At 28.8% G+C, this 20,093-nt stretch carries 17 protein-coding genes and 1 riboswitch; of the genes, 16 read left to right on the top strand and 1 reads right to left on the bottom strand.

From position 1 onward, the window contains the following. The first annotated feature begins 265 nt into the window (after positions 1 to 265). The 12 genes from HMPREF9709_RS01930 to metK all read left to right on the top strand — a co-directional run bounded on the left by HMPREF9709_RS01930 (position 266) and on the right by metK (position 12,097). Complete coding sequence (locus HMPREF9709_RS01930; RefSeq protein ID WP_005397432.1) at positions 266 to 589, top strand: hypothetical protein; 324 nt, start codon at positions 266 to 268, stop codon at positions 587 to 589. 121 nt (positions 590 to 710) lie between these two features. Further along, a complete protein-coding gene (locus HMPREF9709_RS01935; RefSeq protein WP_005397433.1) occupies positions 711 to 1,565 on the top strand; it encodes an ABC transporter permease in 855 nt (284 codons plus the stop codon). A gap of 95 nt (positions 1,566 to 1,660) precedes the next feature. Next, on the top strand, positions 1,661 to 2,377 hold the full coding sequence (locus tag HMPREF9709_RS01940) for an epoxyqueuosine reductase QueH (protein ID WP_005397434.1): 717 nt from the start codon (positions 1,661 to 1,663) through the stop codon (positions 2,375 to 2,377). 25 nt (positions 2,378 to 2,402) lie between these two features. Next, positions 2,403 to 2,705, top strand: a complete 303-nt coding sequence (locus HMPREF9709_RS01945; protein WP_005397436.1) for a DUF1801 domain-containing protein — start codon at positions 2,403 to 2,405, stop codon at positions 2,703 to 2,705. A gap of 167 nt (positions 2,706 to 2,872) precedes the next feature. Beyond that, a complete protein-coding gene (locus HMPREF9709_RS01950; protein ID WP_005397438.1) occupies positions 2,873 to 3,790 on the top strand; it encodes a magnesium transporter CorA family protein in 918 nt (305 codons plus the stop codon). A 303-nt stretch (positions 3,791 to 4,093) separates the two neighbouring features. Next, the gene (locus HMPREF9709_RS01955) at positions 4,094 to 4,429 is read left to right on the top strand and encodes a hypothetical protein (protein WP_005397440.1); all 336 of its coding nucleotides are present in this window, start codon (positions 4,094 to 4,096) and stop codon (positions 4,427 to 4,429) included. 159 nt (positions 4,430 to 4,588) lie between these two features. Next, a complete protein-coding gene (locus tag HMPREF9709_RS01960; RefSeq protein WP_005397442.1) occupies positions 4,589 to 5,563 on the top strand; it encodes an ABC transporter substrate-binding protein in 975 nt (324 codons plus the stop codon). Between the two features lie 18 nt (positions 5,564 to 5,581). Beyond that, a complete protein-coding gene (locus HMPREF9709_RS01965) occupies positions 5,582 to 6,577 on the top strand; it encodes a FecCD family ABC transporter permease (protein ID WP_005397443.1) in 996 nt (331 codons plus the stop codon). Further along, on the top strand, positions 6,577 to 7,419 hold the full coding sequence (locus HMPREF9709_RS01970; RefSeq protein WP_005397444.1) for an ABC transporter ATP-binding protein: 843 nt from the start codon (positions 6,577 to 6,579) through the stop codon (positions 7,417 to 7,419). The genes HMPREF9709_RS01965 and HMPREF9709_RS01970 overlap by 1 nt, the downstream gene beginning before the upstream one ends. Continuing rightward, positions 7,376 to 9,070 (top strand): ATP-binding cassette domain-containing protein, encoded by a 1,695-nt coding sequence (locus tag HMPREF9709_RS01975; protein ID WP_005397445.1) that lies wholly within the window; start codon positions 7,376 to 7,378, stop codon positions 9,068 to 9,070. Before HMPREF9709_RS01970 ends, HMPREF9709_RS01975 begins: the two co-directional genes overlap by 44 nt. Beyond that, a complete protein-coding gene (locus HMPREF9709_RS01980; RefSeq protein ID WP_005397446.1) occupies positions 9,054 to 10,667 on the top strand; it encodes an ABC transporter ATP-binding protein in 1,614 nt (537 codons plus the stop codon). Before HMPREF9709_RS01975 ends, HMPREF9709_RS01980 begins: the two co-directional genes overlap by 17 nt. A gap of 78 nt (positions 10,668 to 10,745) precedes the next feature. Beyond that, positions 10,746 to 10,840: riboswitch (SAM riboswitch) on the top strand. An 81-nt stretch (positions 10,841 to 10,921) separates the two neighbouring features. Next, a complete protein-coding gene (gene metK / locus HMPREF9709_RS01985) occupies positions 10,922 to 12,097 on the top strand; it encodes a methionine adenosyltransferase (RefSeq protein WP_005397448.1) in 1,176 nt (391 codons plus the stop codon). A gap of 222 nt (positions 12,098 to 12,319) precedes the next feature. On the opposite strand, the gene yaaA is transcribed toward metK, so the two are convergent. Further along, on the bottom strand, positions 12,320 to 13,033 hold the full coding sequence (gene yaaA, locus HMPREF9709_RS01990) for a peroxide stress protein YaaA (protein WP_005397450.1): 714 nt from the start codon (positions 13,031 to 13,033) through the stop codon (positions 12,320 to 12,322). Between the two features lie 103 nt (positions 13,034 to 13,136). On the opposite strand from yaaA, the gene tadA reads away from it, so the two are divergent. From tadA to pyk, 4 genes are read left to right on the top strand one after another with little or no spacing between them, the layout of a single operon-like run. Beyond that, complete coding sequence (tadA, locus tag HMPREF9709_RS01995; RefSeq protein ID WP_005397452.1) at positions 13,137 to 13,601, top strand: tRNA adenosine(34) deaminase TadA; 465 nt, start codon at positions 13,137 to 13,139, stop codon at positions 13,599 to 13,601. Positions 13,602 to 13,615: 14 nt separating this feature from the next. Continuing rightward, positions 13,616 to 17,077, top strand: a complete 3,462-nt coding sequence (locus tag HMPREF9709_RS02000) for a DNA polymerase III subunit alpha (protein ID WP_005397454.1) — start codon at positions 13,616 to 13,618, stop codon at positions 17,075 to 17,077. Between the two features lie 8 nt (positions 17,078 to 17,085). After that, positions 17,086 to 18,045, top strand: coding sequence for a 6-phosphofructokinase (gene pfkA, locus HMPREF9709_RS02005; protein ID WP_005397456.1), 960 nt, complete (start codon positions 17,086 to 17,088; stop codon positions 18,043 to 18,045). An 8-nt stretch (positions 18,046 to 18,053) separates the two neighbouring features. After that, positions 18,054 to 19,826 carry a pyruvate kinase gene (pyk, locus tag HMPREF9709_RS02010; protein WP_005397458.1) on the top strand — a complete coding sequence of 591 codons (1,773 nt, stop codon included), beginning with the start codon at positions 18,054 to 18,056 and terminating at the stop codon, positions 19,824 to 19,826. The last annotated feature ends 267 nt before the right edge of the window (positions 19,827 to 20,093 follow it).

Here is a 20,093-nt window from a genome sequence, read left to right on the forward strand (position 1 = left end):
ATTCTCTGATATTATCTGGTACTTATGTCTAATAATTCTGAAATTTTCTCTTGTGTATAGTTATGTTTTCTCCGTAAAAGTTTTATTTTTTCTAAAAGAATAATTTTGAATCCATAAACTCTCCTTAATTTATATTTATATTTATATTATCATGATTTACGACAATTATGTCGTTGTAAAAAATGAAATATATATATAATTTAATATATATATATTATAATTTAATAATGCATTATTTTAAATAAAGGAAAGCAAGGAGGCAAGTATGAAGACATATAAAATAAAGAAAAATATATTAACTGTTATATTATTTTCAATATTTATTGGTAGTAGTAAAGTAGGAGCAACAAGAAATTCAGATAAAATATCTGAACCTTTGGTAAGAATTAATGTACTTGAAAAATTTACTGTTGAAAGACGTAATTATTATAAAGATAATTTGTTACAATATATCTATCATGTAGATTATAAAAATGGTGCAAAATATTCTGGTTATTTAAAGAGAATATCTATTACCAGAGAAGATGGATTATATAAAGCTGTATATTCAGGTTTTTTAGAGCTAGATCCTAATATAGATATAAAATAATAAATAATCCCTTTAAATCTTAAGATTTAGAGGGATTATTTAAAAAGGAAACCATCATGTTATTTTTCGAATAAAAAAACTTCTTAAAAGTAAATATTTTTTTATTATCATTACTTTTTCATTGATAGTATCTTTTTTCGCGCATTTATATAATCAATATATAACACAACCTTCATTTGAAGAGGAGTTTATATCTGGAGAGGGCACTGCTTTTGAAAGTAATCCTTTTATCGATTTAATAGATTTAAATGCTAAGGAAAACTCTGGATTAACCGAAGAAGAAAAAATTGAAATTGAACAAAAATCAAATTCTATATCCGATAATATGCTAAAATACTTTATTTTTAGTGAAGAAGAGAAACCAAGATTTAATAAGGATAAAAAGACTCAATACAATAATGATTACAATAATAATATTTTAAAATATGACCATTTGATAAAAGAATACAATATTAAAATGTCAGATATAAATCAAAAGAGATGGGAATGGAGATTATTTGCAGCAAATCATAGATTAAATAATAATTCTTACCCAATGAATTATCCAGTAGTATATTATGAAAATGTAATAAATAATTTTTCAAATATTAGTGAGAACACTATAAAACATTTTACCATTATACCTATGTATGAATACATGCTTAGATTATTTAGTAGTTTAATATTACAAATGATATTTGTTACTTCACTTGGGATATTCATTTCAATTTTTGTTAAGTCGAAAATCTACGTATTTCTTGTAACTTCAGCAATATTAATAATAGGAATGTTTGTGGTTAACTACATACCACAAGGTTTTAATTATATAATACCTTTCAATCACTTAAATGCAACAAATATAGCTAATGGCTCTGCAGTTTTTCATAGCAAAATGCCAAATTACAATATTTATATTAGTATAGCTGTACTAATAATTTTTTCAATACTAATATCTGTTGTTGGCGTTAAAGTTGTAAATAAACGTGAGGTTAAATAATTAATACTTAAAAAGGCAAGGAATTTTATTATAATGTAAAATCTTTATTTTAATGTTAAAATATATAGTATTGAAACAATTTATAAGGATATGAGATGAAAAATAACAATGATGTAAAAATTAATTATCAAAAGAAATTAGAAGAGATTATCGAAAAGGAAACAAGCAAATCAAATGTGCCACGTTTGCTATTGCATAGTTGTTGTGCTCCTTGCAGTACTTATGTTCTAGAGTATTTAACACAGTATTTTGACATAGATGTCTTGTATTATAATCCAAACATTCATCCTACTGAAGAGTTTTATAAAAGGGAGGCTGAACAAGAGAGATTCATTAATATGGTTAACAAAGTTCATGAGATTAATTTGATTAAGACAAATTATGATCCTAAGGAATATTTCTCTGTTGTTAAGGGCCACGAGTTAGATAAAGAGGGTGGAGAGAGATGTGGTATTTGCTTTGAGTTAAGGCTTGGAATGGCTGCGCAATATGCCAAGAAACATGGTTATGATTATTTTACAACGACACTTTCTATAAGTCCTCACAAGGATGCTCAAATCATCAACAAGATCGGTGAGAGGCTAGAAGAAAAATATGATGTGCAATACTTATATGCTGACTTTAAGAAAAACAATGGTTTTAAGAGATCTTTAGAACTTTGCAATAAGTTTGATATATACAGACAAAACTATTGTGGTTGCGTATTTTCTTTAAAAGAAGCTCGTGATAGACAAAAACAAAAAGAATTATTGAAGCAAGAAGAATTAGAAAAAGAATTACAAGAAGATTTAAAAGGTGTTAATGCAAAATAATTTATTAATTTTATAAGAGGAAAATATGAGATACAAATCAGAAAATATAGAAGAATATTTACAACAACTTCCTGAAGAAAGAAGACTTGTAATAAACAAACTGAGAGAAGTTATTAAGAAAAATTTACCAGACGGATTTGAAGAAAAAATCCAATATGATATGATTTCATATGTTGTTCCTAGAGAAACTTATCCAGCAGGTTACCATGTAGATCCGTCAAATGAGCTAGGATTTACGGCGATAGGATCACAAAAAAATCATGTTGCAATTTATTCAAACGCTGTTTATATGTTTGAAAATGTGAAGGAATGGTATTTAGCTGAATAAAAAAATTACCTTACAACTAAACCAGATATGGGAAAATCCGGTTTAAGATTTAAGAATATTAATAAAATTCCTTATGATTTAATAGGGGAATTATGTAAGAAAGTTACGGTAGATGAATTTATAAAAAAGTATGAAGCAGTATTAGAAAAATAATTTATGGGTGAATTATGATAAAAGAAATTAAGACCGGAAAACATTTTTCTTGGATAATTGTTGAATTTGATAAACAGCCAGATTCTCAAGAATTGTTTGAAAGATTTGAAATTGATGACGAGATAATTGAATATGCTATTGATAAAAATGAAAGGGCTCATATTGAATACAATCCTAAGGAAGATGAGTTTCTATTAATTTTTAATGCGATAAATTTGGAAAAACAAGATAATCATTATGAAACTATTCCGGTAACATTTTTGGTAAAAAACAAAAAGCTATTTACTATTGTGGATAAAGAAAGCAGATATGTGATTGAATTGATGAAAAATGTATTAGATGAAGAGGATGAGGACTTAAGTATATTTAGCTTTCTGTTCTTAAGTTTGGATATGATTACTGAAAGATACTTTCCTGTCCTGGATGATATTGATATTGAAAAAGATATATTAAACAATAAGCTGAGAAAAAATACAACAAAAAGTAATCTATTAGCTCTTTCAGACTTGTCAACAGGTATAGTATATTTGACTTCTGCAGCCAATCAAAATGTTACATTGTTGGAGCAAACAAGAACAAATATTATTTATAGACAATTTAGTGAAGTTGAAAAAGAATATCTAGACTCGACAATAATTGAGGCTAAACAACTTCTATCCATGAACATGGTAATTTCTCAAATTTTGGAGCAATTATCAGGCACATATAACAATATTTTAAATAATAACCTTAATGATATAGTAACAAATATGAATATTGTTTCTATTATTTTAGCTTCCCTAGCAGTAATAACTGGATTTTTTGGGATGAATGTAAAACTTCCATTATCAAATCACGCTTCTGCCTGGATATTTATCATTATTTCTAGTACTTTGCTAGGATTTTTGATCTACAGAGTATTAAAAAATTTCTTTTCTAAAGATAATAAATAAATGTATATTTTCAAAACACGTTTAAATTTTTTAGACGTGTTTTTTATTGTTTGTAAATGTCAATCGAAAAATGGTCCACGATAATAATCGAAAAACGGTCCATTTAAATATAAATAATAGTAATATAATCAACTCATTCTTTCTCCCCCTAGGGGGAGAAAATATGCTAACTGATAACACAAAAAATATTTTATTAAAGCATTTATTATTGTTGTTTCTTTATTCTTTATTTTTGGTGTCTATAGATATTTTACAAGTTATAGATTTTCGGATAAAGAATTTATAAAAGAAGTTTGGAAAAATTTGGAATTACCTGAGCACAGTGAAGTTGAAATTATTTACTCTTCAGATCATGGAATTCATGGTGATGGAGATAGGATATATAAGATTTATAATCATATAGACTTAAAAAATAGTAGTTTAGAATGCATTGACTGTAATGCAAATTTTGATGAGAAATCAAAGTATATAGTTCAATTGGTATTTTCTGATACTGAGGCAAATATTAGGCATATTAATATCAAAAATTTTGATGAAGAATTGAAATTCATAAAAAAGATAGATGATGATGAAAATATCTTAGTAATAACATATACTGAAGTCTATAATGCTTTTTATTTATTCGAAAGATTAACTTAACAAGTTTATTTAATCATTAGTTTTTTAATTACAAAGATTCGAAAAAGAATTTTGTGATTTTTTATTTTTAATAACCTTGACTATTTGTATCTATATATGTTATGATGTTAAATCGTAATGATACTCATTATCATTAAATGTTTTTTTAAAGGAGAAGGTATGAAAAAAATTATATATAGCTTAATGCTTGTGTTAGTTTTAATGTTAACAGCATGTGGTCAAAAAAAAGAAAATACAAAAACGGATACAAATGAAACAAAAAAAGAGTCTGTAAAGGAAGAATCTAAAATTGATGTAAATGTTACTGAGGCAAAAGAAACAAAGAATGAAGATGATGTTAAAACATTTTCTGATAAAAAAATTGTTGCTGGTAGTAAAACTGTAGCAGAATACTTAAGTTTATTTAATCAAAAACTTGTTGGTATTGCTAAACAAAAGCATTTACCAGAAATATATAAGGATGTTACTCAAGTAGGATCACCAAGAAAACTTAACTTAGAGATTATTATAAGCTTAAAACCTGATTTAGTAGTTGCTAATGAAACTAGTAAAAAAGATATAGAAAAAACTCTTTCAGCTCAAAAAATAGAAACTTTTTATTTAGATGGTTCAAACTATAATTCTGTATTTGAGAATATTAAATTAGTTGGCGAAAAACTTGGCCAAAAAGAAAAATCTGAAACAATAATAAAAGATTTAAAATCTAAAGAAAAAGAATTAATTGAAAAAGCGGCTCCACTTAAAGGAAAGAAAGTTGCTATGTTATTTGGTACAGGAGATAATTTCCAACTAATGACAGAAAACACATATATCGGAGATCTATTAAAACTTATTGGTGTAGAAAATATTGCTAAAGATAGTACTGGTGAAAATAATAAATATTTACCTTATAGTTTAGAAAATATTGTATCTGCAAATCCAGATTATATTTTAACTTTAGCTCATGGTAATAGAGAACAAGCTGAAAAAATATTTGCTTCAGAATTTGAAAAAGATTTATGGAAAAACTTAACTGCTATTAAAGAAAACAGGTTAATTCATTTGGATGATGATAAGTATCCTGTGACAGGAAATATCCATGTTATGGAAACTTTAGAAGGTTTAATTAATTTACTTTTGGAAAACTCTAATTAATAAAAGAATGGAAATAAAATGATAAAAGGACAAAAACAGGTTATTACACTTGCATTTATTACAACTGTATTTTTGTTTATAGCAATATTTTTTAGTACAGTTGTTGGTAGCGTAAATATTGGTTTTCAAGAAATAATCGATATAATTTTTAGGCAAAAACAAACAGAAAATTATACTATATTAATGGATATAAGACTACCTAGGGTTGCATTTGCTTTAGTTGGAGGTGTTTGTCTTGCTTTATCAGGTTTATTGTTGCAAATTGTTTTAAGAAATCCTATGGCGGATAGTGGTGCCCTTGGAATAAATTCTGGTGCAACATTTGTAACAACTTTAATATTATTAGTATTTCCAGTTTCAAGCAACTTGGTTCCTGTATTGTCATTTGTTGGTGGTATGGGAGCCTTCCTTCTAATTATCTTGCTATCATGGGAAATAGAGTTAACACCTACAAGATTAATTTTGACAGGTGCTGCATTGAATGCAATGCTAAGAGGTGGGCAATCATTTTTAATGACCATGTATAGTGATAGATTGCAAGGCGTAATTACATGGCAAAATGGAAATTTGGCGGGAAAAACCTGGGATCAATTTAGAGTGTATTGTTTGTATATTATTCCAGTTCTTTTGATAGTATTTCTAATTTCAAAAAGTATAAATGTTCTTAATTTGTCAGATTCTACAAGTTATAGCTTGGGTGTGCCTGTAAGAAAATATAGGATTTTAGTTTCAACTCTTGGGGTTTATTTAGCAGCCATAACTGTATCACAACTTGGAATGATAGGGTTTGTAGGTTTAATTGTTCCTCATATTTCTAAAGCTCTTGTTGGAGGAAACACTGCTAAGACACTTCCATTTACCTCTTTAATTGGTGCTTTACTTTTGTTGCTTGCAGATTTACTTAGTAGAACTATAGCTTCACCAATTGAGATTCCAATAGGAACAGTTATGTCTATACTTGGCGGACCATTCTTCCTATTTTTAATTTCTAAGAAAAGTAGAGGGATGAAATAATGAAAGATATTATATTACAATCTGAAAATTTAGTTTTTAGGTATAAAAATAATAAGAAAAATATTTTAAATAATGTAAGTGTTGAAGTTGAAAGAGGAAAATTTATTGGGATAATTGGCCCTAATGCTTCTGGAAAATCAACACTTTTTAAATGTTTGATGGGAGAAGTCACTCCAAAATCTGGAATGGTCTATTTTGAAGGGAAAAATATATTTAGTATTAATTCTAAAGAGAGAGCGAAAAAAATAGCTATTGTTCAGCAGAAAAATCAAGCTGTTGAGGATTTTACAGTAAGAGAAGTTATTGAACTTGGACGTACGCCTTATAGAAGAACATTTGGTAGATTTGGAGAAGATGATAAAAAAGCCGTTGATAATGCTTTGTATTTAGTAGCTTTGGAAGATTTACAAGATAGATATTGTCATCAATTGTCTGGTGGACAACTTCAAAGAGTTTGGTTAGGGTTGGCACTTGCACAAGAACCGGATCTAATTTTACTAGATGAGCCTACAACATACCTAGATGTTAAATATCAAATACAGTTAATGGAAATGATAAGAGAGCTTGTTGATAATCATGGTATAACTTGTGTGGCTGTATTACACGATTTGAATCAAGTATTAAATTATGTTGATTATTCTTATTTGTTAAATGACGGAGAGATTTTTTCTTTTGGTGATACAAAACAGATATTGAATTTTGATACTATAAAGAGCGTTTTTGATGTTGATTCAAAGATTTTACAAAGCATTGATGATAGAAAAGTATTGGATATATTTTTAGATAAGGAAGATAAAAATGTACATAAAGATATTAAAGTTGGGCAGATTAGGCAGATTTAGTGCAATACTAGATATGTTTTTCAATTTAATAGAAAATAGCAGCTTATTATTATTCGGCATTTCAATTATTTTAATTTTAGAGGGGAGATACGATGCTTTTTATCTTTCTTCAATTCTATTAGTATCTTTACTTTTTATTAACCTATTTATTGATAGAAACTTTATAATCTATTGGAGTGAAAAATCAGTTCAAAAGATAACAAATGATTATTTAGAGGCGATATATAAAAATAGTAGATGGGGTGTAAAAAACGAGTCATTGGTTGATATACTATCTGGTGATATCAATTCCATTAGAAAGTTGGCAGTTTTTTACGAGGAAATTTTACCACAGTTCATTGAAATGTTTATCCTTTTTATCGCTTTATTATTTTTGACGGTAAAAAATAATTCAATAGTATTTATAATTGTGCCAATGGCATTTCTAATTATGTATTTTATTAGCTTTTTTGTAAGAAAATTACAGCATAAAGTTAACAATCGAAGAGATAAGAGATACTTAAATATGGGGGCAAAGTTTATGGAAGATTTGCAAGCTATGCCAACAATTTTGAACTATAATGCTGGGAATAAATTTCAGAATATTTTTAATGATAAATCTGAGAAACATAGAAAAGATATAATATTCTCTTTAGGAATCAGCCTTCCAAGAAGTGCTGGTAGGATAATTGTTGCAAATATAGGGATAGTCTTATGTGCATATATATTAAATAAGTTTTATTTGGAAAAAATTTCATTGATTGAGCTGATGGCAATAATTTACTTAAACACTCAAATTCTAGTTACAACAAAGAAATTTGCTTATGCAAATAAACAAGTCCATATGTTAAAGCCTGTTTTAAATAGAGTTCTTAGATTGATTGATTCAACTAATGAAGTGAAAAATTACGATATTAAAATTGATGAGGACATCACTGAGATTTCATTGAAAAATGCAACATTCTCATATGATCGAAATCAAAATATTTTTAATCAAGTAAATTTAAGTATTTCAAAAGGTAAACTATATAATATTGTTGGCGAGAATGGTGCTGGGAAATCTACACTAATAAAGTTAATAAAAGGTCAAATAAATTTAAATTCTGGTGATTTGATTCTAAATAATACAAATATTAAAGATATTGATAATTCTCTATTAGCAAAGCAAATTTCTATTATTGAAAAGGAAAATTTTCTTTTTAATGCCACTATTAAAGAAAACTTAGAGTATGCGAATAAAAATAAATATCCATTTGAAAAAGTGGTTTGTATTTTTGATGAGTATGGATTGTTAGATTTTATTAATGAATTTCCTATGAAATGGGATACTCAAATTGGTGAGAATGGAAACTTATTGTCAAATGGACAAACACAACAATTAGTTTTTGCTATGCACTTGTTACAGGATAAAAATGTATACATTTTAGATGAAGCAACATCAAGCATTAATCCTGAAAATACAAAAATAATATTAGATGCATTAAAAAAATTATCAGCAGATAAAATTGTAATAAATATTACACATAATAAAAATGATATTAGCTATTCTGATGAAAACATATTTGTAAACAAAGGTGAGTTAATTCAAGGTACACACAAACAATTATTGAAAAATGACGATTATATCAAACTATACGAAAAGCTAGGAAATGAAGATGAAGAGAATATTTAAATATGCAAAAAAATATATTTTTGAATTAATTCTAAGTAGTATTGGAGCATTTATCTTTGCATTTGGATATGTAATGGTAATATTTTATGCATTTAAGTTATTATTAAATTTAAATTCTATAAGTAGTTTTGATGTGAAAATGATTGTTTTTTGGAGTATTTCAACTGGTATTGGAAATGCTATTGAGCATTACTTAGGGCATGATATTGCCTTTAAGATCCTAAGAGATTTTAGAATACTAGTGTATAAAAAAATAAGAGCTTTAGGACCAAGCATACTGGACAATAAGGACTCTTCTAAGCTGTTGCAACTTATTGGAAAAGATATTGATTCAATAGAAGTTTTTTATGCTCATACACTTGTGCCAATTATCAGAACAATAACATTTATGATTGCGATTTTTATTTTGTATTTAAGAGTTAACATTTTTATGGCATTGGCAATAACTTTTATATCTATGATTATTTTGATTTTATCAAGAAATCTTAATCTTGATAAAATAGAAGAAAGTAGTATGATATATGCCAAAGAAAATCATAAAATGAATAAATTGCTTAATCAAATTGTAAATGGAAAAGATCAAATAATACAACTTGGCATAGAAGAACAATTCTTTGAAAAGATAAAAAATAAAAATGTTGACCTTGAAACTTATAAATTAGAGAAACATAAAACATATAATAGAAGTAATAAATTAATAAATCTAGTCTATCTACTTGGATTTATAATTATTGTCTATATTGCAAAGATTACTAATAATCTTAACAAAACAAGCTTAGCTTATTTATTAATCTATCCGTTCATTTTTGAACCTTATAAGTCAATCACAAAGTTAGAGCTTTCATTGAGTAATGGAAAGATTGCTGCAAATAATTTATTTAATTTTTTAGATGAAGAAAATTTAATTCAAGATGGAAATAAAAGCATTGAGAAGTGTGACAATATTACAATTAATGCGCTAGATTTCTCATATCCAAACACTACTAATAATATATTAGAAAATGTAAATCTGAAACTAGCAAAAGGTGAAAAAATTGGTATTTTTGGACAAAGTGGAAGTGGTAAAAGTACATTGGCGAAAGTGTTAATGAGATGGTATCCATATAAGTTTGGAAACATTAAATTTGACGGTATAGAACTTAACGAAATATGTGTGGAAGATATTAGAAAAATAATAAACTATATGCCGCAGAATCCAGACATTTTTTCGATAAGTATTAGAGATAATCTAACAATGTTTAATGATAAAATTTCTGATGAAAAAATATTAGACATTCTTAAAAAACTTAATTTACTTTACCGAATTAATAAACTAAAAAATGGTCTAGATACAGTTATTTCTAAAGATATGTTTTCGAGTGGTGAAAAACAAAGATTAGATCTAGCTAGATCAATGCTAACAAATGGACAAGTTTTAATTTTAGATGAGCCACTTAGCAATCTAGATACAAATAATGAACAAATTGTATTGCAATATATCAACGATAATTTTGATGGAATTGTAATAATTATTTCTCATAGATATGAAGCATTTAGTATTTGTGATAGTATTTATGAAATTAAGGATAGAAAAATATTTAAGAAGTATAAAAAATAAAATATTTAAGAACAAGCAAAAATAAAATATTTGACATTTTTACAATATTAAAATATAATACTTTATGCAAATGAATAGAAATTATCAAGAGAGATGGAGGGAAAGGCCCTACGAAGTCCAGCAACCTATTAAATTAGGTGCTAAATCCTGCAGGAATACCTGAAAGATAAGTACTGATATCCTTACTTTTTGGTAAGGTATTTTTATTTTAAAAGACTAATTTCTATTATTAAAAATAAAAATAAGGAGAAATTATGAAAAAATTAATAACATCAGAATCCGTAACACAAGGGCATCCAGATAAAATTTGTGATCAAATATCAGATGCTGTTTTGGATGCGTATTTAACACAAGACGAAAACTCAAGAGTTGCATGTGAGGTAATGGTATCTTCTGGAACTGTATACATTACTGGAGAAATCTCATCTAGTGCCAAAGTTGATATTGAGGAGATTGCAAGAAATACAATTGAAACAATTGGCTACAACAAGGAAGAATATGGTTTTAGTTCTGTTTCTGCAAAGATAATTATCGACATGAATCAACAATCACCTGATATTGCATTAGGTGTAGATAATTCTCAAGAATCAAAAAATAATAGTGAAGACCCATACGATAAAATTGGCGCTGGGGATCAAGGAATGGTTTTTGGCTATGCAACAAACGAAACAGAAGAGTTAATGCCTTTGCCAATATTACTTGCTCATAAGTTAGCTAGAAAATTAGCAGAAGTTAGAGAGAAAAAAGAGATTCCATATTTAAGACCAGATGGAAAAACACAAGTAACTGTTGAATATGTTGACAATAAAGCTACAAGAATTGATACAGTTTTGATCTCAACACAACATGATGAAGAAGCTACTTTAGAACAAATTAGAGAAGATTTAATAAATAATGTAATTATCCCAGTTGTAGGGGTAAACTTTGTAGATGAAAATACAAAATATTTAGTAAATCCAACAGGTAGATTTGTAATTGGTGGACCAGTAAGTGATAGTGGTTTAACTGGTAGAAAAATAATTGTAGACACTTATGGTGGATTTTCTAGACATGGTGGGGGAGCGTATTCTGGGAAAGATGGCTCAAAAGTAGATAGGTCTGCTTCATATATGGCAAGATATATTGCAAAAAATCTTGTTGCAGCAGGGTTAGCAGAGAAAGTTGAAATAGGTGTTGCTTACGCCATAGGAGTTGCAAAACCAGTTTCAGTTTATGTTGATAGTTTTGAAACTGGGAAATTTAACGACGATAAATTAACAGAAATTGTCAATAAATATTTTGATTTAAGACCTGCAGCAATAATCGATAAATTACATTTGAAAAAACCAATATTTAAGCAAACAGCTGCATATGGACATTTTGGTAGACATGATATTCAATTGCCATGGGAACAGACAGATATGATCGAAGTATTAAAAGAAATTAAATAAAATAAATATGTTCTTTGTCAAATATTGTTGGTGAAGAATTGAGATAACAAAAAAGTGCAGAAAACAAATATGCTTTCTGCGCTTTTTTATTTTCGTATTTTCTTTTTTAAGCTCATCGTAATTAATAGTCTGTTTCTAAAGAAATATATTAAACACATTTAATGAGCAAAAATGAAAATCCTGTCCTATCTATATTAAAATGTCTGAATTATAATTTTAATCCTAATCCATTACAAAGGCTAACTTATTTTTAGTGGATAATTTCTCAACATAGATATATGAATCTTTCACATTCCTTATATCTTCTATACTTGTAATCTGATTTTTCGCTAAGTAACTTACTAACCAGCCTCTTCCTTTTTTAGAAGTGGTGGAATGGCTTTTATACTGGCCATCTTTAAAGCTGTAAAAATCAAAGTCAATCCATTCATACTTTTCTTTATCAAATAAGTCGGAAAATTCATTACTTGCAAGATTAAGTACAAGTTCTTTTTCATTTATTGTTGAATTATATTTTTCTTTCCAAAAGTTTTTTAGATTTTTACCATCTATTTTCAAACTTGAGTTAAAGTCTAGTCTATATGGCTTAATCAAAGTATTTGCCATGATTGGACCATAAAATGCAGATAAGATTAATAAGTTTTTATTTATATATTTCATTTCATTGCTATCAAAGCTAGATGGATTCATTGTTCTGAAAGATAATCCATTATACATGTGAATGGCAGGATATGTCTTTGCAACATTTAGATTTTCTATATATTGTTTGACATTCTGCAAAATATTTTCATTAATTTTTAAGCTCTTAATCAATTCCTTGTCTGAAAGTTTTTCAATTTCGGTTTTAATTTTATGGATTTCATCTGTTAAAATCCAATCTATTTCTACCACTTTGTCAAATTTCATTTCTTTAGATGGAGAAAAAAGTATTTTCATATTTTACCTCAACATTTTATTTATATTAAATCTACAATTAATAATAATTGTAACATAATAATATTACATTATATATGTTATAATTTTTATAAGTGAGGTGATTATGGACTTAGATTATTTTATGAATGAAGCTATTATTGAAGCTCAAAAAGCCTTAGAATCTGGTGAAGTGCCTGTTGGTGCTGTTGTAGTTTATAATGGAGAAATCATAGGTAGGGGCCACAATTATGTGGAAACTAGTAAACATGCAATAAAGCATGCGGAAATTGTCGCTATTATGCAAGCGGAAGAACATTTAAATGACTGGAGACTAGACGGCGCTTATTTGTTTACAACTTTAGAACCATGCATAATGTGTGCCGGTGCAATTATTCATAGTAGAATAAAGACCTTAGTATATGGTGCAAAAGACACACAAAGAGGTTTTGCGGGCTCAATATTAAATATAGTTGATGACTCTATTTTTAATCACAGAGTCGAGGTTATTTCTGGGATTAAAGAAATAGAATGTAGTAAAATAATAAATGATTTTTTTAGATCAAGAAGGAAAAGTACCAATAAACGATAGAAGACAGGTGAAATATGATTGAGTTTACACATTTACACTTACATACAGAATATAGTTTACTTGATGGATTTTGTAGAATAGATAAAGTTTTAGATAGATGCGAACAATACAATATGAAGTCAGTAGCAATTACTGACCATGGTGTAATGTTTGGTGTAATAGAGTTTTATAAAAAAGCAAAAGCCCGTGGTATCAAGCCTATAATTGGTTGTGAGATCTATGTCACTCCGGGCGATTATAAATCAAAGACGACAGATGATAAAAAAAGATATCATCTTATTTTGCTTGCGGAAAATTGGAATGGATACCAAAACTTAATCAAGCTGGTGTCGGAAGCTCATATTAATGGTTTTTATTATAAACCTAGAGTGGATAAAAATCTATTGCGTAAACATTCTGACGGATTGATATGTTTATCTGCTTGTCTATCTGGTGAAGTGCAAGACTTTTTAAGAGTTGATGATTATGATTCTGCAAAAAATGCTGCATTAGAATATCGAGATATATTTGGTAAAGATAATTTTTTCTTAGAGTTACAAGATCATGGACTTATGGAACAAAAAAAGGTTAATATTTTCTTGAAAAAATTAAGTAAGGAATTGTCTATACCGTTAGTAGCAACAAATGATGCTCATTACACAGATCAAGATGATGCAAAAACACATGATGTTCTTTTATGTATTGGGACAGGTGCGACAGTAAATCAAGATAAGAGAATGAGATTTCCTAATAATCAATTCTATTTTAAATCTCAAGAAGAGATGAATGAATTATTTAAGGATAGCCCTGAAGCTCTAGCAAATACACAGGTTATCGCTGAACGATGCAATGTAGATTTTGTATTTCATGAAATGCATTTACCTCATTTTGAAATTAATCAAAATCACGCTGAGTATTTAAAAGAAATGACCTTAAAAGGTATCAATACAAAATATGAAACAGTATCTTCTGAAATTTTAGAAAGAACTAAATTTGAATTAGATATGATTGAGAGAATGGGATTTACAGACTATTTTCTTATAGTTTCTGACTTTATTGATTACGCTAAAAAAAACGGAATCCCGGTAGGACCAGGGAGAGGATCAGCTGCGGGATCAATAGTATCTTATGCGTTAGGCATAACGGGTATAGATCCTATTAAATACGATTTACTTTTTGAAAGGTTTTTAAATCCAGAGAGAGTATCAATGCCTGATATTGATATCGACTTTTGCTATGAACGAAGAGATGAAGTAATAGAATATGTTAAATCAAAATATGGGGAAGATAAGGTTGCACAGATTGTTACATTTGGTACAATGGCAGCTAGAAATGCTATAAGAGATGTGGGAAGAGCACTTGATATTGATTATGCCACGGTAGATAAAATTGCCAAGCAAATCCCACAAGAGTTAAATATGACAATAGAAAAAGCTCTAAAAGTTTCCAAAGATTTTTATCAGTCATATATTGATAGTTCAGAAAAAAGAGAATTGATTGATATGGCCATGGCGGTAGAAGGTATGCCAAGACATACTTCTACACATGCTGCTGGTGTCGTGATAGCATCGAAATCCATTGATGAATTTGTACCTTTAATAAAAAATGGTGAACAAATTTCCACGCAGTACAATATGATTGAATTAGAAGAATTAGGTCTTCTAAAGATGGATTTCTTAGGTCTTCGTACACTTACTGTTATAAGTGATGCGGTTAAATTGATTTACTATAATAAAGGATTAAAAGTAAATATTTACGATATTGATGTAAATGATAAAAAGGTAATGAACTTATTTACCAACGCTGAAACTATTGGAATATTTCAATTTGAATCAGAAGGTATGAGAGCATTTTTAAGAGATTTAAAACCGACGAGATTTGATGATTTAATTGCGGCGAATTCTCTTTTTAGACCAGGACCAATGAATGAAATCCCTAATTATATAAAAAACAGTCATAATCAAGCAAATATTCAATACCTTCATCCAAAATTAAAACCAATACTTGAAACAACTTATGGGACGATTGTTTTTCAAGAGCAAGTTATGCAGATAGTGCAGCAATTAGCAGGTTTTAGTCTGGGCGAAGCTGACAATTTGCGTAGAGCAATGGGAAAGAAGAAAATGGATGTCATGGAAGAAAATAGAGAATATTTCGTCCATGGTAAAATAGAAAATGGGGAAATTATTCTCCCCGGGGCCATTAGAAATGGTGTTGATGAGATAACTGCTAATAAAATATATGATTTGATGATAGATTTTGCCAAATATGCATTTAATAAATCCCATTCTGCAGCTTATTCTTATATAGCTATGCAGACAGCTTGGCTAAAAACTTATTATCCTGAAGAATTTATGGCATCACTTTTATCTTCTGTAATGGGAAATACTGCGAAAGTTTATTTATATATAAAAGAGGCAAAAAATCTTGGAATAGAAATTTTACCACCAAGTGTTAATAGTTCATTTAACAAATTTTCTGTAGAAAATGGTAAAATAAGAATGGGCTTATCCACTATTAAAACAGTTGGGAAAAATTTGGTTGATTCAATAATAATGGAAAGGAAAAAATCTCCTTTCATTAGTTTTGAAGATTTTATTGAGAGAATGGTTAAATCTAAAACATCTAATATAAATAAAGCTGCTATTGAAGCGCTTATTTTATCAGGTGCTATGGATAGTTTTGGTTTGAAAAGATCTCAAATGTATCAAGTCTACATTCCAATGATAGAATCTTTTAGTACATCCGGTAGAAATGTTTTAACTGGGCAAGAAGATATTTTTTCAATATTAAATGATGAAAATACTAGTTTTGAGATACCAAATATGGACGAATTTCCTAAGAGAGAATTATTAAAAAAGGAAAAGGAATATTTGGGCGTGTACATCACGGACCATCCGTATAATTCATATAATGAGTTAGTAAAAGATAGGATAAATTTTACAACTTTAGATTTATTAAATGGAGATATAAAGTATAATAAATCTGTGTATTTCGGTGGAATCATAACTAGCGTGAAGCAAATCTTGACTAAAAGAAATGATGATATGGCATTTTTAGAATTGGAAGATAATTATGGAAGTATTGAAGCAGTAGTTTTCCCTTCTATATTTACCAAATACAGAGAATTGATAAAAGAAGACAATGCTATATTTATTAATGGAACCCTTCAAATAAATGATAGAGATTCCGCAAATATAATAATTAATGGCATAAAAGAAATAAACAGAGAAAATTTTTCACAAAATGTGCATAATAATGTTATAATAGACAAGGATAAGAGCTTATTTTTAAGACTGCAAACTTTTGATGAGAAATTATATAAGCAAATCAGAGAATTATTGGTGAAAAACAAAGGAAAATCAGAGGTAATCATCTACTTTGCTGATACTGAGAAGTCGTCTCGATTAAAAAATATTTATGTAGATTTAGAAAATAAGCAACTAGTAAATAATTTATATAGTTTACTAGGAAGCGATAATGTCGTTATTGAGTAGGAGGAAGTATGAAAACAATAGGTATTTTGACTTCTGGTGGAGATGCACCAGGAATGAATGCTGCAATCAGAGCAATTGCACGTACAGCTTTTGCTAATGGTTTAAGAGTAAAAGGTATAAGAAATGGTTTTGATGGATTAATCAAGGGAGACATTTATGAGATGAATGTATCTTCTGTTGCTGATATTGTTCATAAAGGTGGTACAATATTAGGATCCGCAAGATCAAAAGAATTTATGACAAAAGAAGGACAAGATAAAGCTATTGAAGTTATTTCAAGTTATGGAATTGATGGGATTGTAGTTTTAGGTGGAGATGGATCATTCCAAGGAGCGAATGTTCTTCACGAAAGAGGTATCAAAACAATCGGTATTCCTTGTACTATCGATAATGACATGGGATTTACAGATTGGACAATCGGATTTGATACAGCAGTTGAAACTTGTGTAGATGCTATAAGCAAATTAAGAGATACATCATCATCTCACGGTAGAGGTAATGTTGTAGAAGTAATGGGTAGACATTGTGGAGATATCGCTCTATATGCAGGAATTGCAGGTGGCGCTGAAAGTATTTTAGTTCCAGAAGTTGAAGTTGATATGAATCAAGTAATTGAAAGAATTAAAAGAGGTAAGGCTAGAGGTAAGTTACATCATATAATTGTTGTAGCTGAAGGTTTAGGTAATTCAAGAGATATAGTTAAACAAATTGAAGATGAAACAGGAGTAGAAACAAAATTAACAATTCTTGGTCATTTTCAAAGAGGTGGAAGCCCAGCAATGCGTGATGCTGTTTTAGCAAGCGAAATGGGTATAGAAGCAGTAGAATTACTATTAGAAGGTAAAAGTTCATTAGCTATTGGTACACAAGGCGGAAAATTAATGACTATGCCAATAACAAAAGCTATTAAAATGAAGAGAGAATTTAACACTAAACTATATACAGAATCAAGCATTTTAGCAAACTAGGAGGAACTATGGAAAGAAATATTTTAAAAAGAACTAAAATCGTATGTACAATTGGACCAGCATCAGAATCACCAGAAATGTTATCAGCATTGATGGAAAACGGTATGAATGTTTGTCGTCTAAACTTCTCACATGGTGATCATGACGAACATCTTGTTAGAATCAACAATATCAAACAAGTTAGAGAAAGATTAGGTAAACATACAGCTATTATGCTAGATACAAAAGGGCCAGAAATTAGAATTGGTAAATTCAAAGATGGTATGACTGTTAACCTAAAATCAGGAGATAAATTTACTTTAACTTCAAGAGACATCATTGGTGATGAAACAATTGTTTCAGTTTCTTATGCTGATCTCCCAAAAGACTTAGTTCCAGGAAACAGAATTTTAATTGATGATGGTTTAGTAGAATTTGTAGTTGATGAAATTGACGGTACAGAAATCCACACTACAGTTGTTAACTATGGTGAATTAAAAGATAGAAAAGGATTAAATGCTCCAAGCATTAAGATTAATCTACCAGCATTAACAGAAAAAGACATCAGCGATATTAAGTTTGGTGTTGAAAATGGTATTGACTTTATCGCAGCTTCATTCATTAGAAAAGCTGATGACGTATTAGCTATTAGAAAAGTTTTAGAAGAATGTGGTGGAGAATCAGTTCAAATTATTTCTAAAATTGAAAGTGAAGAAGGTGTTGAAAACCTTGATTCTATCATTGAAGTTTCAGATGCAATCATGGTTGCTAGAGGTGACTTAGGTGTTGAAGTTTCAAATGAAAGAGTACCACTAGTTCAAAAAGATATGATTAGAAAATGTAATCTATTAGGTAAACCAGTTATCACAGCAACACAAATGCTTGACTCAATGATTAGAAACCCAAGACCAACTAGAGCAGAAGTTAACGATGTTGCTAACGCAATTTTAGATGGTTCAGATGCAATCATGTTATCAGGTGAAACTGCAGCTGGTAAATATCCATTACAAGCAGTTGAAACTATGAAGAGAATCGCATTACACATCGAATCTTCAATTGACTACAAAAAAGCGGTTGAATCTAGAAAAGAATGGATTGAAAATGATCCAACAAATGCTATTTCAAATTCAGTTTCAAGAATTGCAGAACAATTAAATGCAAATTCAATTGTAGCTGCTACAACTTCTGGTGCAACAGCAAGAGCTATCTCTAAATTTAGACCAGATGCTCCAATCATTGCAACTACACACAATATTGATGTTGCAAGAAAATTATCATTAGTATGGGGTGTTGAAGCAATCAATACTAAGAAAATGGAACACACTGACGAATTAATTGATAACTCAATTTCAGAAGCATTAAAAGCTGGATATATCCACGAAGGTGATCTAATTATCCTTTCAGCAGGTATCCCAGTTTCTACACCAGGTTCAACAAATATGATTAAAGTTCATACAGTTGCAACAGTATTAACACAAGGTCAACCAATAGGTAGAGGCTCAGTAGTTGGAAGAGCATGTGTTGTAGAAAATTCTTCAGAATTACAAACTAAATTCAAAGATGGAGACATCATTGTAGCTAGATATACCGATGCTGACATGGTTCCATACATTGAAAAATCATCTGGTTTAATCATCGAACAAGGTGGCTTAACATCACATGCTGCAATTACAGCACTACACTATAAACTACCAGCTATAATTGGCGCAAACTTTGAAAATGTAAAAATTGAAAATGGACAATTAATTACTTTAGATGCATATACAGGAATTGTATATGATGGATCTGCTAGTGTAATGTAATAGAATTTGTAGTTTTTTTTACTTAAGAAAATCTCTTTAATAAATTGTTAAAACACTTGTTAGCTTCATCCATCCCTGCGAAACTCGCTTACTTCGTAAGTTCAGACATTCTCGGGATGGGAAGCTAATCTACTTGTTTTAACAATTTTTTTGTGAGATTTTATGCGTAAAAAAAACCTATAAATTCTATATAAGAAGTGAAGTGGAATTTTTCATATACGCACAATGCTGCAAATATAACAGAAAATTCTATATAAAATAGTGTGG

This window comes from Helcococcus kunzii ATCC 51366, from assembly GCF_000245755.1.
In the GTDB taxonomy this organism is placed as follows: domain Bacteria; phylum Bacillota; class Clostridia; order Tissierellales; family Peptoniphilaceae; genus Helcococcus; species Helcococcus kunzii.

What these genes read in the sequence shown, in the direction of transcription:
- HMPREF9709_RS01930 (WP_005397432.1), top strand. Translation starts at nt 266, where the DNA reads ATGAAGACATATAAAATAAAGAAAAATATATTAACTGTTATATTATTT.
- HMPREF9709_RS01940 (WP_005397434.1), top strand. Translation starts at nt 1,661, where the DNA reads ATGAAAAATAACAATGATGTAAAAATTAATTATCAAAAGAAATTAGAA.
- HMPREF9709_RS01945 (WP_005397436.1), top strand. Translation starts at nt 2,403, where the DNA reads ATGAGATACAAATCAGAAAATATAGAAGAATATTTACAACAACTTCCT.
- HMPREF9709_RS01950 (WP_005397438.1), top strand. Translation starts at nt 2,873, where the DNA reads ATGATAAAAGAAATTAAGACCGGAAAACATTTTTCTTGGATAATTGTT.
- HMPREF9709_RS01960 (WP_005397442.1), top strand. Translation starts at nt 4,589, where the DNA reads ATGAAAAAAATTATATATAGCTTAATGCTTGTGTTAGTTTTAATGTTA.
- HMPREF9709_RS01965 (WP_005397443.1), top strand. Translation starts at nt 5,582, where the DNA reads ATGATAAAAGGACAAAAACAGGTTATTACACTTGCATTTATTACAACT.
- HMPREF9709_RS01970 (WP_005397444.1), top strand. Translation starts at nt 6,577, where the DNA reads ATGAAAGATATTATATTACAATCTGAAAATTTAGTTTTTAGGTATAAA.
- HMPREF9709_RS01975 (WP_005397445.1), top strand. Translation starts at nt 7,376, where the DNA reads ATGTACATAAAGATATTAAAGTTGGGCAGATTAGGCAGATTTAGTGCA.
- HMPREF9709_RS01980 (WP_005397446.1), top strand. Translation starts at nt 9,054, where the DNA reads ATGAAGAGAATATTTAAATATGCAAAAAAATATATTTTTGAATTAATT.
- metK (WP_005397448.1), top strand. Translation starts at nt 10,922, where the DNA reads ATGAAAAAATTAATAACATCAGAATCCGTAACACAAGGGCATCCAGAT.
- yaaA (WP_005397450.1), bottom strand. Translation starts at nt 13,033, where the DNA reads ATGAAAATACTTTTTTCTCCATCTAAAGAAATGAAATTTGACAAAGTG.
- tadA (WP_005397452.1), top strand. Translation starts at nt 13,137, where the DNA reads ATGGACTTAGATTATTTTATGAATGAAGCTATTATTGAAGCTCAAAAA.
- HMPREF9709_RS02000 (WP_005397454.1), top strand. Translation starts at nt 13,616, where the DNA reads ATGATTGAGTTTACACATTTACACTTACATACAGAATATAGTTTACTT.
- pfkA (WP_005397456.1), top strand. Translation starts at nt 17,086, where the DNA reads ATGAAAACAATAGGTATTTTGACTTCTGGTGGAGATGCACCAGGAATG.
- pyk (WP_005397458.1), top strand. Translation starts at nt 18,054, where the DNA reads ATGGAAAGAAATATTTTAAAAAGAACTAAAATCGTATGTACAATTGGA.